The 14,301-nt window shown below is 65.6% G+C and carries 11 protein-coding genes; 8 read left to right on the top strand and 3 right to left on the bottom strand.

What is annotated here, in order from left to right:
* Position 1: 1 nt before the first annotated feature.
* A complete protein-coding gene (locus NAO55_RS04575; protein ID WP_102840097.1) occupies positions 2-3,082 on the top strand; it encodes an efflux RND transporter permease subunit in 3,081 nt (1,026 codons plus the stop codon).
* 32 nt (positions 3,083-3,114) lie between these two features.
* On the opposite strand, the gene NAO55_RS04570 is transcribed toward NAO55_RS04575, so the two are convergent.
* Positions 3,115-3,675: a TetR/AcrR family transcriptional regulator gene (locus tag NAO55_RS04570; RefSeq protein ID WP_102840098.1), complete on the bottom strand. Its 561-nt coding sequence runs from the start codon at positions 3,673-3,675 to the stop codon at positions 3,115-3,117.
* A 149-nt stretch (positions 3,676-3,824) separates the two neighbouring features.
* Here NAO55_RS04570 and NAO55_RS04565 point away from each other — a divergent pair, with 149 nt between their 5' ends.
* The 3 genes from NAO55_RS04565 (at position 3,825) to NAO55_RS04555 (ending at position 6,690) form a co-directional block, all read left to right on the top strand.
* Complete coding sequence (locus NAO55_RS04565; RefSeq protein ID WP_102840099.1) at positions 3,825-4,418, top strand: glutathione S-transferase family protein; 594 nt, start codon at positions 3,825-3,827, stop codon at positions 4,416-4,418.
* 5 nt (positions 4,419-4,423) lie between these two features.
* Positions 4,424-5,212, top strand: coding sequence for an MBL fold metallo-hydrolase (locus NAO55_RS04560; protein WP_180981635.1), 789 nt, complete (start codon positions 4,424-4,426; stop codon positions 5,210-5,212).
* A 137-nt stretch (positions 5,213-5,349) separates the two neighbouring features.
* Positions 5,350-6,690 (top strand): sensor domain-containing protein, encoded by a 1,341-nt coding sequence (locus tag NAO55_RS04555; RefSeq protein ID WP_102840100.1) that lies wholly within the window; start codon positions 5,350-5,352, stop codon positions 6,688-6,690.
* Positions 6,691-6,692: 2 nt separating this feature from the next.
* Here NAO55_RS04555 and mapR read toward each other — a convergent pair whose 3' ends face one another.
* Positions 6,693-8,102, bottom strand: coding sequence for a GntR family transcriptional regulator MpaR (mapR, locus tag NAO55_RS04550; protein ID WP_102840404.1), 1,410 nt, complete (start codon positions 8,100-8,102; stop codon positions 6,693-6,695).
* Positions 8,103-8,136: 34 nt separating this feature from the next.
* Positions 8,137-9,555 carry a cytochrome c oxidase accessory protein CcoG gene (ccoG, locus tag NAO55_RS04545; RefSeq protein WP_102840101.1) on the bottom strand — a complete coding sequence of 473 codons (1,419 nt, stop codon included), beginning with the start codon at positions 9,553-9,555 and terminating at the stop codon, positions 8,137-8,139.
* 300 nt (positions 9,556-9,855) lie between these two features.
* Between ccoG and NAO55_RS04540 the strand changes: the two genes are divergently transcribed.
* The 4 genes from NAO55_RS04540 (at position 9,856) to bglX (ending at position 14,240) form a co-directional block, all read left to right on the top strand.
* On the top strand, positions 9,856-10,221 hold the full coding sequence (locus tag NAO55_RS04540; RefSeq protein ID WP_003300577.1) for a CidA/LrgA family protein: 366 nt from the start codon (positions 9,856-9,858) through the stop codon (positions 10,219-10,221).
* Complete coding sequence (locus NAO55_RS04535) at positions 10,218-10,928, top strand: LrgB family protein (RefSeq protein WP_102840102.1); 711 nt, start codon at positions 10,218-10,220, stop codon at positions 10,926-10,928. Before NAO55_RS04540 ends, NAO55_RS04535 begins: the two co-directional genes overlap by 4 nt.
* A gap of 144 nt (positions 10,929-11,072) precedes the next feature.
* Positions 11,073-11,852, top strand: coding sequence for a PhzF family phenazine biosynthesis protein (locus NAO55_RS04530; RefSeq protein ID WP_102840103.1), 780 nt, complete (start codon positions 11,073-11,075; stop codon positions 11,850-11,852).
* Positions 11,853-11,948: 96 nt separating this feature from the next.
* Positions 11,949-14,240 (top strand): beta-glucosidase BglX, encoded by a 2,292-nt coding sequence (gene bglX / locus NAO55_RS04525; RefSeq protein ID WP_102840405.1) that lies wholly within the window; start codon positions 11,949-11,951, stop codon positions 14,238-14,240.
* Positions 14,241-14,301: the final 61 nt, after the last annotated feature.

Below are 14,301 nucleotides of genomic sequence, written 5' to 3'. Positions count from 1 at the left end.
GATGCGCTTCAATCTTTCCGCCTGGGCGCTGCAGAACCGGCAGATCGTCGTCTACCTGATGCTGCTGCTGGCCCTCGTCGGTGCGCTGTCCTACAGCAAGCTCGGGCAGAGCGAGGACCCGCCGTTCACCTTCAAGGCCATGGTCATCCAGACCCAGTGGCCTGGCGCCACCGCCGAAGAGGTTTCACGCCAGGTCACCGAACGCATCGAGAAGAAGCTGATGGAGACCGGCGAGTACGAGCGCATTGTCTCCTTCTCACGGCCGGGCGAGTCCAACGTCACCTTCATGGCGCGCGACTCGATGCGCTCGAAGGACATTCCCGACCTCTGGTACCAGATCCGCAAGAAGATCGGCGACATTCGCCACACGCTGCCACCGGGCGTACAGGGGCCGTTCTTCAACGACGAGTTCGGCACCACCTTCGGCAACATCTACGCGCTGACCGGTGAAGGTTTCGACTACGCGATCCTCAAGGACTACGCCGACCGCATTCAGCTGCAACTGCAGCGGGTGAAGAACGTCGGCAAGGTCGAGCTGATCGGCCTGCAGGACGAGAAGATCTGGATCGAACTGTCCAACGTCAAGCTGGCCACCCTCGGTGTTCCGCTGGAGGCCGTGCGCCAGGCGCTTGAGGCACAGAACGCGGTGACCGCCGCCGGTTTCGTCGAGACCATCAGTGACCGGGTGCAGCTGCGCGTCACCGGTAGCTTCGAGACGGTCAAGGAGATTCGCGATTTTCCCATCCGCGTCGCCGGGCGCACGTTCCGCATCGGTGATGTGGCCGAAGTGCACCGCGGTTTCAACGACCCGCCTGCACCGCGGATGCGCTTCATGGGCGAGCCTGCCCTTGGCCTCGCCGTGTCGATGAAGAGCGGCGGCGACATTCTGGTGCTCGGCGAGGCACTGGAGCAGGAGTTCGCTCGCCTGCAGCAGGAACTGCCGGCCGGCATGCAGCTGCGCAAGGTCTCGGATCAGCCGGCGGCGGTAAAGACCAGCGTCGGTGAGTTCGTCAAGGTGCTGATCGAGGCGCTGGTGATCGTGCTGCTGGTGAGCTTCTTCTCCCTCGGTGTGCGCACCGGCCTGGTGGTGGCGCTGTCGATTCCGCTGGTGCTGGCGATGACCTTCGCCGCCATGAACTACCTGAACATCGGCCTGCACAAGATTTCTCTTGGTGCCTTGGTACTGGCCCTCGGGCTGATGGTGGACGACGCGATCATTGCGGTCGAGATGATGGCGATCAAAATGGAACAGGGCTATGACCGGCTGCGCGCCGCCAGCTTCGCCTGGACCAGCACGGCTTTTCCGATGCTGACCGGCACGCTGATCACCGCGGCGGGATTCCTGCCCATCGCCACGGCCAACTCCAGCACCGGTGAGTACACCCGCTCGATCTTCCAGGTCGTGGCGATCTCGCTAATCGCCTCCTGGATCGCTGCGGTGATGTTCGTGCCGCTGATCGGCGAGAAGCTGCTGCCGGACATGGCCAAGAAAACTGCGCACAAGCACGGCGGAATGGGCGAGGGACACGATCCCTACTCCACGCCGTTCTACCAGCGCGTACGGCGCGTGGTGACCTTCTGCGTGCGCCGGCGCAAGACCGTCATCCTGCTCACCCTGGCGATCTTCGCCGCCGCGGTGGTGCTGTTCCGTCTGGTGCCGCAACAGTTCTTCCCCGCGTCCGGCCGTTTGGAGCTGATGGTGGACCTCAAGCTGGCCGAAGGCGCCTCGCTGAAAGCGACCGAAGCGGAGGTGGCGCGGCTGGAACAGCTGCTCAAGGAACGGGACGGCATCGACAACTACGTGGCCTATGTCGGCACCGGCTCGCCGCGTTTCTACCTGCCGCTGGATCAGCAGCTGCCGGCGACCAGCTTCGCCCAGTTCGTCGTGCTGGCCGACAGCATCGAATCCCGCGAGGCCCTGCGCAGCTGGCTGATCGAACGCATGCGCGAGGACTTCCCGACTCTGCGCGGCCGCGTCACGCGGCTGGAGAACGGCCCGCCGGTGGGCTATCCGGTGCAATTCCGTGTCACCGGCGAGCACATCGATGTGGTGCGTGGGCTGGCGCGGCAGGTCGCTGCCAAGGTCGGCGAGAACCCGCATGTGGCCAACGTCCATCTGGACTGGCAGGAGCCAAGCAAGATGGTCCGCCTGAACGTCGATCAGGATCGAGCTCGTGCGCTGGGGGTGAGTACCGCGGAGCTGTCCGGCTTTCTGCGGCGAACCTTCATCGGCAATAGGGTCAGCCAGTTCCGTGAAGACAACGAGCTGATCGAGATCCTCCTGCGCGGGACCGAGCGTGAAAGGCTGGAACTGTCCATGCTGCCGAGCCTGGCGATTCCTACCGAGAGCGGCCGCAGCGTACCGTTGTCGCAGGTGGCAACGCTGGAGTACGGCTTCGAGGAGGGCGTGATCTGGCACCGCAACCGCCTGCCGACTGTCACCGTGCGCGCCGACGTCTACGGCGACGAGCAGCCGGCCGCACTGGTTCGGCAGATCGAGCCGACCCTGGCCGATATCCGCGCGCAGCTGCCCAGTGGCTATCTGCTGGAGGTCGGCGGCACGGTGGAGGATTCCGAACGTGGCCAGCGTTCTGTGAATGCCGGCCTGCCGTTGTTCGTCATCGTCGTGATGACCCTGCTGATGGCGCAGCTCAAGAGCTTCTCGCGTTCGGCCATGGTGTTCCTCACCGCGCCGCTGGGCATCATCGGGGTGGCGCTGTTCCTGCTGCTGTTCGGCCAGCCGTTCGGCTTCGTGGCGATGCTCGGTACCATCGCGCTGTCGGGAATGATCATGCGCAACTCGGTGATCCTGGTGGATCAGATCGAGCAGGATATCGGTGCCGGGCAGGCGCGCTTCAGCGCCATCGTCGAGGCTACGGTGCGGCGCTTCCGACCCATCGTGCTGACGGCGCTGGCCTCGGTGCTGGCGATGATTCCGCTATCGCGCAGCATCTTCTTCGGGCCGATGGCGGTGGCGATCATGGGCGGGCTGATCGTCGCCACGGCGCTAACGCTGCTGTTCCTGCCGGCGCTGTACGCGGCCTGGTTCCGGGTTCGCGAAGACGAGGCGAGCGCCGGCTGACGGTGTTTATCGGGCGCGCCTGAACGGCGCGCTCAGATGCCTGCGGCGTTCAGCAGGCATTCGGCGGCGGCCTTGGCGTCCAGCGCCTGCTCGCCTGGGCCCTCGATGTGCGCCATGCTCAGCGCCCCTTCGAGCAGGTACTGCAGCTGCCGCGCCAGCCGCAGCGGCTCGGGCGCATCCAACCGCTCCAGCAGTTCGCGCAGATGACTCTGCAGCTCCGCCTTGTAGGCCGCCGAGCGCCGATGGATGGGGTGCTCACGGTCCTGATATTCGGCCGCAGCGTTGATGAACAGACAACCGCAGAAGGAGCCGTTGCCATGGATCATCCCGTGCAGCCCATCGAAAACGCCCAGTAGCGCCTCGCGCGGCGGCAGCTTGCCGGCGCGCTCGCGCAGGCGCGTCAGCATCAGCTCGTGACGGGCGTCCAGCACGGCGAGGATCAGTTCGTCCTTGGACTTGAAGTGCTTGTACAGCGTCATCTTGGCCACACCGGATTCGGCCAGGATGCGATCGATGCCGGTGGCGTGATAACCCTCGCGATAGAACAGATTCTCTGCGGTGTTGAGCAGCTGGTCGCGCTTGTTCGATGCCATGGATACCTCCTGCGGTTCAACCATTATGCGGGAGCGCTCGTCGCTCGCTCCAGCTGTCGTTCCTTCGTGGTGCTTGCAGTGTACAGACAGGTCTGTCTATTATCCAGTCGTGCCCAACGACCAAGCACACCAATGAAGAGGACAACACCATGAAGCTCCATGACCTGTCGCTGTCCGGCAATTGCCACAAGGTTCGCCTGTTCCTCAGCCTGATCGGCAAGCCGGTCGAGTGTCTGCCGGTGAATCTGCTGGCGGGCGAGCACAAGCAGCCGGCGTTCCGTGCGATCAACCCGCGCGGGCAGATTCCGGTGCTCGAGGATGGCGAATTCCGTCTCGAGGACTCCCAGGCGATCCTGGTCTATCTGGCCCAGCGTTATGCCACTGAGTGGTACCCGCAGGACGCCGAGACCCAGGGCCGTATCGCCAGCTGGCTGAGCTTCGCTGCCAACGAGGTGCAGCACGGTCCGGCTACCCTGCGTCTGGGCAAGCTGTTCGGCCGGCCGATCGACGAGTCGCTGGCCCAGGCACGTGCCGCCAGCGCCTTGCGCACGCTCGAACGGCACCTCGCGCAGCATGCCTGGCTGGCGCAGACGGGGGCGCCGACTATCGCGGACGTCGCCGTCTACCCGAATGTCGCGCTCGGTGGCGACGGCGGGCTCGATCTGCAGGTATATCCGTCGCTGCAGGCCTGGTTCGGGCGCATCCGCGCGCTGCCCGGCTATGTCGGCATGCCCGGGTTGTAGCCGTCATGAACATGCGCAAAGTGTGGACGCTCGTCGAGCGCATCCAGCAGCGGGCCGGGCGAATCGTCGCAATGTTGCTGGTTGCGCTGCTGGGTGCGGTGGCTTCGGCCAATGCCGTAGCGGAAGGGTTGCGTTTCAGCCTGTTGAAGACGGCGCAGAGCGAAAGTGGCGACTTCTTGCTGCGCCGCGGCGGTTGGCAGCCTCAGCCACAGACCCAGCACATCGCCATCCTGATCGAACATCGCGGCACCCGTCTGCTGTTCGGTACCGGGTTGGGGCGGCAGATCGATGTGCAGCTGGACGCCGAGCTGCCGTGGCGGATCAAGCGCTACGGCGAGGTGCAACCGGCACGCGACCAGCTGGAGCGGGACGGGCTGTACATCGACCGTATAGTGCTGGGCTGCGTGCGCTGGGAGCATGCTTCGGGGCTGGCCGACTTCCCAGGCGTGCCGGTGCTGGCCAGCCCGGACAGCCTCGACTACCTGCAGACGGCGACACCTCCGGCGGTACTGCCGAGCCAGTTCCGCCATCCGATCGATTGGCAGCCCCTGCAATTCGAGCCGCGGCCTTATCTCGGACATGGGCAAAGTCTCGATGTGTTCGGCGACGGGCAGCTGGTACTGGTGCCGCTGACCGAGCACGGTGCGGTCGGCCTGTACCTGACCCTGGCCGACGGCCGTCGATTCTTCTTCCGCGGTGACCGCGAGCAGGGCAGTGCGCCACAGGGTGTGGCGGCGTTGCGCGATGCCGACATTCAGGCCGCGCTCGGCTTCTATCCGCGTTGGGTGCAATGAGATGCGAGCAGGAAGAAAAAAAACAGCGCGGCCGTCACCGATTTAGGCGATGCTAAAAGCATGGCACGGGCGTTCACGCGGTTGCGAAAGCGTCGATCGTCCGGCCTGCGCCCAATGGCCGAAGTAGGTCTGCCGCTGTGAAGACGGATAGCTGCGAGCCCCTGGCAAGTGTCGTCGATTTGTTACTGGATGCGATCTGCGTTGTCGATGCGCAGGGCAACTTCGTTTACGCCAGCGCCGCCTGCGAGCGCATCTTCGGCTATACGCCGCAGGAGATGCTCGGCAAGCGCATGATCGAGATGGTCTATCCCGAAGACCGCGCCCGTACCCTGGCGGCCGCCAAGGAGGTCATGGCCGATCAGCCGCTGCTGCACTTCGAGAACCGCTACGTGCGCAAGGACGGCGGTGTCGTGCACATCATGTGGTCAGCCTGCTGGTCGACCGATAACAAGCTGCGCATCGGCGTGGCGCGCGACATCACCCAGCGCAAGCAGTCCGAAGCGATGCAGGCAGCGCTCTATTCGATCTCCGAGGCGGCGCACGGGGCCAAGGACCTCGCGGCGCTGTATCAGCAGATCCATCTGACCATCGCCCAGCTGCTACCGGTGGACGATTTCATCGTCGCCATTCGCAATGCCGCCAGCGGCGAGCTGACTTATCCCTACCAGGCGCTGGCGCTCGATTCGACCGGTCTGCCAGCGGAACCTGCGGCGTCCCTGTGCTTTTCCGTTCTGCATGGCGCGCAGCCGTTGCGCTTCAATGCGGACTCGATGCGTGCCCTGGCGCTTCCGCTCGCAGACGGCGATCTCCATGCCTGGTGGCTGGGCGTGCCGCTCAGTTCGAGCGAGGGCGTGATCGGCGTGCTGTTGCTCAAGAGCACGGCGGCGCCCTACACCGAGAAGGATCAGGAGCTGCTGCAGTTCGTCTCGATGCAGGTGGTCACGGCAATCGAGCGCAAGCAGCTGTATGCGCGCCTGCACCGAATGGCACAGTACGACGAACTCACCGGCCTGCCGAACCGCGCCTGTTTTCGCGATCGCCTGGACACGGCCCTGGCACGGGTGCGGCGCAATGGCGGACGCGTCGCCTTGCTCTATGTGGATCTGGATCGCTTCAAGCAGGTCAACGATACCTACGGCCACAGCGGCGGCGACCAGCTGCTGCGTGCAGTGGCGGATCGCCTCACGCACTGCGTGCGCGACACCGATACCGTGGCACGGCTGGGCGGCGATGAGTTCGTGGTGCTGCTGGAAAGCATTGCCGAGGCAGAGGATGCCCGCCGCGTCGTCGAGAAGATCCGCGTGGCCTTCGAGCAGCCGATGCAGATCGCCGCGCACAGTCTCGATATCGGCTTGAGCATCGGCACTGCGCTCTATCCCGAAGATGGTGATGCGGAGGCCCAGCTGCTCAAGCGGGCCGATGAGCGCATGTATCTGATGAAGAGCGGCCGCGGGCAGCAGCCGGTGGATTGCGACTGACCTCAAAACGATTTCAGCATCCTGCCCAGCAGCTCCATCGCCTGCTCGCTGCGGGCGTCCCATGGATGGCCATGGTTCAGCCGCGCGCAGTTGCGAAAGCGCTGGGTCGCCGAGAAGATCGGCCCCGGCGCCAGGCTGATACCCTGGGCCAGCGCCAGTTGCAGCAGCTGCAGTGAGTCCACCTGCTCGGGAAATTCGAACCAGAGAAAGTAGCCGCCACTGGGCTGCGTAACCCGCGTGCTCGCCGGGAAATGGCGGGCCGCGGAGGCGAGCATCGCGTCCTGCTGCATCTCCAGCGCGTGACGCAGCTTGCGCAAGTGGCGGTCGTAGCCGCCATGCTGCAGGTAGTCGGCGATGGCGGCTTGCGCCGGCACGGAAGGGGAGATGGTGGTCATCAGCTTGAGCCGGGTGATCTGCTCGGCGTAGCGCCCGCCGGCGACCCAGCCGACCCGGTAGCCGGGCGCCAGGCTCTTGGAAAACGAACCGCAATGCATCACCAGGCCTTCGCGATCATGGCTCTTCACCGGCTTCGGCGGCTCGCGGGTGAAGTACAGCTCGGCGTAGACGTCGTCCTCGATCAGCGGCACCTGATGGCGCTGCAGCAGCTCGTAGAGCTGCTGCTTCTTAGCCTCGCCCATGCTCGCGCCCAGGGGGTTCTGCAGGCTGCTCATGAACCAGCAGGCCTTGATCGGCAGGTGCGCCAGGCGATCGGCGAGAATCTCCAGATCGATGCCTTCGCGCGGGTGGACGGGGATTTCCACCGCTTTGAGCTTGAGCCGTTCCAGCACCTGCAGCGTGGCGTAGAACGCCGGCGACTCGATCGCCACCAGGTCACCCGGCTCCGTCACCACCTGCAGGCAGAGGTTCAGCGCTTCCATCGCACCGGTGGTGATCACCAGCTCGTCCATCGGCAGCATCACGCCGCTGACCATGTAGCGCAGGGCGATCTGCCGGCGCAGGTCCGGGTTGCCCGCGGTCATCTCGGCGATCACTTCGCGTGCCGGCATGTCGCGCACGCTTTGCGCCATCGAGCGTGCGAGCCGTTGCAGGGGAAACAGCTCGGGGCTGGGAAAGGCCGAACCGAAGGGTACGGTGGCCGGATCGCGCAGCGAGGCGAGCACGGAGAAGACCAGCTCGCTGACGCCCACCTCGGTGGTTTCCGCCGGGCGGCTGCTGATGTCCGGTTCGTGCAGCGGGCGCTTGGCATGTTCGCGGACGAAATAGCCCGAACGCGCCCGCGCCTGGATCAGCCCGCGGTCTTCCAGCAGGTAGTAGGCCTGGAACACGGTGGACGGGCTGACGCCGTAGGTGCGGCTGGCGTGGCGCACCGAGGGCACCTTTTCTCCCGGCGCGAGCACGCCGCTGCGGATCAGTTCGGCAATCTCGTCGGCGAATTTCTCGTAGCGCTTCATCGTGTCCGGGCCGTTGCGGTTGGGCATGGCCAGTCTACTGGCGCAGCGCCGCGAAGGGGGCAACGAAGGTGCTCGGTGTACTCACCCGGCTGCTCGGCTCGGCCAGGTCGCTGACCTCGAAGCGCAGCTCGCGGCTGAAGTCGCGGGCGTTGTCGAGCAGCGCAACGCTGACCGGCAGGTCGGCGATCTCGCCCGGGGCCAGGGCGATCTCCCGCTGTCCCTGCAGTGCGAACGGCCCGCCTTCCAATGCCAGCGCGTAGCGGCGCGGCTGCTGCGTCTTGTTGATCAGCTTGAGGCGATACATGTTCTCGATCTGCCCCTGCATGTTCTCGCGGTACAGGGTGCGGTCGCGGGTGACGTCCAGCTGCAGCTGCGGCCGCGCCTCCAGTGCCCAGATGAAGGCGGCGATCATCGCCGTCATTGCCACGGCATAACCGATCAGGCGCGGGCGCAAGAGGCGGGTGGCGCCGCCTTTGAGCGCACGTTCGGAGGTGTAGCGCAGCAGGCCGCGGGCGTAACCCATGCGGTCCATGACGCTGTCGCAGACGTCGATGCAGGCGCCGCAGCTGATGCAGTCCAGCTGCAGGCCGTCGCGGATGTCGATGCCGGTGGGGCAGACCTGTACGCACAGCGTGCAGTCGACGCAGTCACCGAGGCCCTGGGCTCGCGGGTCGCTGCCCTTGCGCCGGGCACCGCGGTTCTCGCCGCGGGCTGTGTCGTAGGAGACGAGAAGGGTGTCGGCGTCGAACATCACGCTCTGGAAGCGCGAGTAGGGGCACATGTGCAGGCACACCTGTTCGCGCAGCCAGCCGGCGTTGATGTAGGTCGCGGCGGTGAAGAACAGCAGCCAGAAAGCGGTGGTGGCACCGACCTCGAAGCGGGCAAGGTCGGTCACCAGTTCGCGTACCGGGGTGAAATAGCCGACGAAGGCCAGCGCGGTGGCCAGGCTGATCGCCAGCCATAGCACATGCTTGGCGGCACGGCGCAGCAGCTTGGTGGCGGACCAGGGCGCAGCATCGAGCTTGATGCGCTGCAGACGATCGCCTTCGGTGATCTTTTCCACCCACATGAACATCCAGGTCCAGGTGCTCTGCGGGCAGGCGTAGCCGCACCAGATGCGCCCGGCCAGCACGGTGATGAAGAACAGGCCGAACGCGGCGATGATCAGGATCGCCGAGAGCAGGATGAAATCCTGCGGCCAGAAGGTGGCGCCGAAGATGTGGAACTGCTGCCGGTCCAGGTCCCACAGCACCGCCTGGCGCCCGTTCCAGTTCAGCCAGACGGTGCCGAAGTAGAGCAGCATCAGCAGGGCGCCGCCCAACAGGCGCAGGTTGCGGAAACGTCCGCTGAAACTGCGCGTATGAATGGGCCCGCCGCTCTGGGCGGGCGTCAGGCGGATCGGCTGGCTGGGATCAACGGTTTCGATGATCCGCGCGGGTATGCGGTCGGTCATTGGCTTTCGCCCCATAGGCAGTTCAGGCGAGGCGGATGATCCCCGTCGAGGTCCATGCATAACAGACTCAGATGTGACGGCTAAATACGGATCAGATGAATCGCGGCAGCGCTGTCGGAACGCAGGCATCGCTAGGCGTTGACCTGCATCAGCGGAAGCTGTCGGGATCGACTGATCCGCTTTTTTCGTGTGCATCTGATGCTGTTCTGTCGCCGCCAGGCCGGCCATAGTCGAGGCCTTTTGCCGAATGAAGAGGAGCGAACGCATGACTCATCCAATGCTGCCGAGGGAGCACCGCCGATGATTCTCCAAGGCCTGACCTGGCTCGTGCTGCTGCAGCTGCTCGGCAATCTGATCAACCTGGTGCTGTTGCCGGCACTGCCGGGGCCGATCATCGGCATGTTGTTGCTGTTCGGCCTGTTGCTATTGCGCCGCAGCATTCCGGAGTCGCTGGAGAAGACCGCGGCCTTGCTGCTGCAGTATCTGCCGCTGCTGCTGATCGTGCCGGCCGCCGGCATCATGACCAGCGCCGGCGCACTGCTGGATGACCTGCCAGCGATCGCCGCCGGGCTGGTGTTGTCGCTGCTGATCACCGTGCCGTTCTGCGGCTGGCTGATGCAGCGGCTGATCCGCCGACTCGACCGCCAGCGGGAGGATCAGGCATGAGCGTATTCGACTGGCGCACCGCCTGGGCGGCGATCGTGGTCCATCCGTTGTTCGCCGTGGCATTGACGCTGATCGCCTTTCAGCTGGCGCTGATGCTCTATCGCCGCAGCGGCTGGCTGGTGCTGCAACCGGTCATGGTGGGCATGCTGCTGGTGGTCGGCACACTGACCCTGGTGGACCTCGAATATGCGCGTTACCGCGAAGGCGCTTCGCTGGTCGCCATGCTGCTGGGACCTGCGACCGTGGCGCTGGCCGTGCCGCTGCATCGACATCTCAAGCGTATCCAGCAGCTGTTCTGGCCGATCGTCATCACCTTGGCGGTCGGCGGCGTGCTCAGCGTGGTACTGACGCTGGCGATCGCCTGGGCGCTGGGCGCAGAGCTGCCGGTGCTGATGAGCTTGGCGCCGAAGTCCGCGACCATGCCCATCGCCATGCTGGTGGCCGAGCAGCTCGGCGGCCTGGCCTCGCTGGCGGCAGTGTTCGTCATGCTGACCGGTGTCATCGGCACCGCGTTGGGACCGCTGCTGCTGCGCTGGGCCGGGGTCGAGCATCCCGCCGCGCGAGGCCTGAGCTATGGCCTCAACGCCCATGCCATCGGTACCGCCAGGGCGCTGGAGGAAGGTGACGAATGTGGCGCCTTCGCTGCGCTGGGCATGAGCCTGCTGGGCATTCTGATCGCGTTGCTGTTGCCGTTTGCTCTCGGTTGACGCCGCCTGCTAGGCATTCCCGTGCAGGCCGCGGCTGCGGCGGCGTTGAGACCCTCACGCGCCACTGGCTAGCACCCCGTCAGACCCGTTAGAGTAGGCGGCGGTCGCTTGACCGTGCACAGGGTGCAAACCATGAAATTGCGGATGTTCCAGGTCGATGCTTTCACTGCTGAACGTTTCCGGGGCAATCCCGCGGCGGTGATCCCCTTGCAAGCCTGGCTGCCGGACGAGCTGATGCAAGCCATCGCCGCTGAAAACAACCTTTCCGAGACGGCCTTCTTCGTTCGCGAGGCGGACGGGGCCTTTCATATCCGCTGGTTCTCGCCGCTCACCGAAATCGATTTCTGCGGCCATGCCACGCTGGCCAGCGCCTTCGTGCTGCTGGAGCAGGGGCTGGCCCAGGCGCCGCTGACCTTTCGCGCCGCTGCCGTGGGCGATCTGACCGTGCAGCGGCGGGCCGACGGTCTGCTGGAAATGAGCTTCCCCAATCGTGCGCCGGAACCCGTTGCCGAGCCGCCGGCTGCGTTGTTGCAGGGGCTTGGGTCCGAGCCGGAAGCGGTGCTGCGCAATCGCCAGGCATGGTTCGCGGTCTATCGCGACGAGCAGCAGGTGCGCGCGCTGGCGCCCGATCTGCAGGCACTGCGCACGCTGGCGCCACTGGATGTGGTAGTGACCGCGCCGGGGCGCGAGCAGGATTTCGCCTCGCGTTATTTCTGGCCAGCCAACGGCGGCGACGAGGACCCGGTCACCGGCTCCATCCATGCCGGGCTTGCGCCGTACTGGGCCGAGCGGCTGGGACGCAACGAACTGGTGGCGCTGCAGGCGTCGGCGCGCACGGGCATCCTGCACTGCCGGGTCGAAGCGGATCGTGTGATGGTGGCCGGGCAGGCCGTGCTGTATCTCGACGGCACCATCGAACTTTAAAAAAACGCTCTAACCCATTGCGATCGGTCTTCACGGCCGGCGCGATGGGTGTGCCTGTGTGTGGCTGATCGGTTGATAGGGAATGGGGTTGTGATGATGAAAAGGCTGTTGCCGTTTGTCCTGCTTGCCAGCGCAATGGGCTCCTTCGCCTGCGTGGCACAGCCCGCGCTGCCGCTGGATGACCGGCAGGCATTGATCGAGACCCTGCTCGAGCGCATGACCCTGGCGGAGAAGATTGGCCAGCTGCGGCTGATCAGCATTGGTGGCGACATGCCGCGCGAGCGCATCGTCGAGGAGATCGCGGCCGGCCGCATCGGTGCCACCTTCAATTCGGTGACCCGAGCCGACAACCGCCCCATGCAGGACGCGGCCTTGCGCAGCCGACTGGGCATTCCGATCTTCTTCGCCTATGACGTGGTTCATGGCCATCGCACCATCTTCCCGATCAGCCTGGCGCTGGCGTCGAGCTGGGATCTGGAGGCCATCGCCCTGAGTGGTCGGGTGTCGGCCAGCGAGGCCAGTGCCGATGGCCTCGACCTGACCTTCGCGCCGATGGTCGACATCACCCGCGACCCGCGCTGGGGGCGGACCTCGGAGGGCTTCGGCGAGGATCCGTACCTGGTCTCGCAGATCGCCGGCACGCTGGTGCGCGCCTATCAGGGCGAGCGCCTGAGCGCCGCGGACAGCGTGATGGCCAGCGTCAAGCACTTCGCCGTGTATGGTGCGGTGGAGGGCGGGCGTGACTACAACGTGGTCGACATGAGCCCGCAGCGCATGTACCAGGACTACCTGCCGCCATACCGTGCGGCGGTCGATGCCGGCGCTGGTGGCGTGATGGTGGCGCTGAACACAGTCAACGGCGTGCCAGCCAGCGCCAACCGCTGGCTGTTGCGTGATCTGTTGCGCGACGACTGGGGCTTTCGCGGGCTGACCATCAGCGATCACGGTGCCATCGACGAGCTGCTGCGCCATGGCGTGGCCCGTGATGGCCGCGAGGCCGCGCGCCTGGCGATCGAGGCGGGCATCGACCTGAGCATGCACGACTCACTCTATCTGCAGGAGCTGCCCGGCCTGGTCGAGCGCGGCGAGGTATCGATCGAGCTGATCGACCAGGCGGTCGCTCGCGTCCTCGGCGCCAAGTACGACCTCGGCCTGTTCCATGATCCCTATCGCCGCATCGGCCGGGCGGCGGACGACCCTGCCGAGGTCAATGCCGAAAGTCGCCTGCATCGCGAGGCGGCCCGCCAGGTCGCGCGCGAGTCGCTGGTGCTGCTGGAGAACCGTGAGCGGACCCTGCCGCTGCGCAAGGATGCCCGCATCGCCCTGATCGGCCCGCTGGCCGATTCCCATGTCGACATGCTCGGCAGCTGGTCGGCCGCCGGTGTGGCCGCGCAGACGGTGACGCTGCGCCAAGGCCTGGAGGCAGCGATTGGCGAGTCCGGCCGGGTCATCCATGCCCGTGGCTCGAACGTGACCGACGATGCCGGCATGATCGAGTACCTGAATTTCCTCAACTGGGACCGTCCGGAAGTGGTCCAGGATTCACGGTCGCCGCAGGCGATGATCGACGAAGCGCTGGGTGCAGCCCGCGACGCCGATGTGATTGTCGCCGCCCTGGGCGAGGCCCGAGGCATGTCCCACGAATCGTCCAGCCGGACCAGTCTGACCTTGCCGGCCAGCCAGCAGGCGCTGCTCGAAGCCCTGGTTGCCACCGGCAAACCGCTGGTGGTGGTGCTGATGAATGGTCGCCCGCTGCAGCTGGGCTGGGTCAGGGAGCATGCCGATGCGCTGCTGGAAACCTGGTTTGCCGGTACCGAGGGCGGCAATGCCATTGCCGACGTGCTGTTCGGCGCACACAACCCCTCCGGCAAGCTGCCGATCTCCTTTCCGCGTTCGGTGGGGCAGATTCCCACCTACTACAACCATCCACGCTTGGGCCGTCCCTATGTCGAGGGTCGTCCGGGCAACTACACCTCGCAGTATTTCGAGGAGCCCAACGGGGCGCTGTACCCGTTCGGCTATGGCCTGAGCTATACCGATTTCGAAGTGTCCAAACCGCAACTTTCCCAGCGCAAATTGAAACGTGGGCAGCGCCTGGAGGTCAGCGTAACGGTAAAGAACCGCGGCGCGCGCGCCGGTGCGACCGTCGTGCAGCTCTATTTGCAGGATCTGGTCGGCTCCGCAGTGCGTCCGGTCAAGGAGCTCAAACGCTTCGAAAAGCTCAGCCTCGAGGCGGGCGAGACGCGGGTGGTGCGCTTCAGTCTGGGCGAGGAGGACCTCAGGTTCCATGACGCCCGGCTCGACTTCGTGGCCGAACCCGGTGAATTCGAAGTGCAGCTGGGGCTCGATTCCCGGGCCGTGCAAAGCGCGCGTTTCGAGCTGTTGTAAGAAGTTTTCTGTATGGCGAACCGCATGCAGTCCGGCATCGCCGTCGCGCTCGCCGCGCGCG

Source organism: Stutzerimonas frequens (assembly GCF_024448335.1).
GTDB lineage: Bacteria > Pseudomonadota > Gammaproteobacteria > Pseudomonadales > Pseudomonadaceae > Stutzerimonas > Stutzerimonas frequens.
Note: the sequence above shows the minus strand (reverse complement) of the source record. Positions and strands in the feature narration are given on the sequence as shown.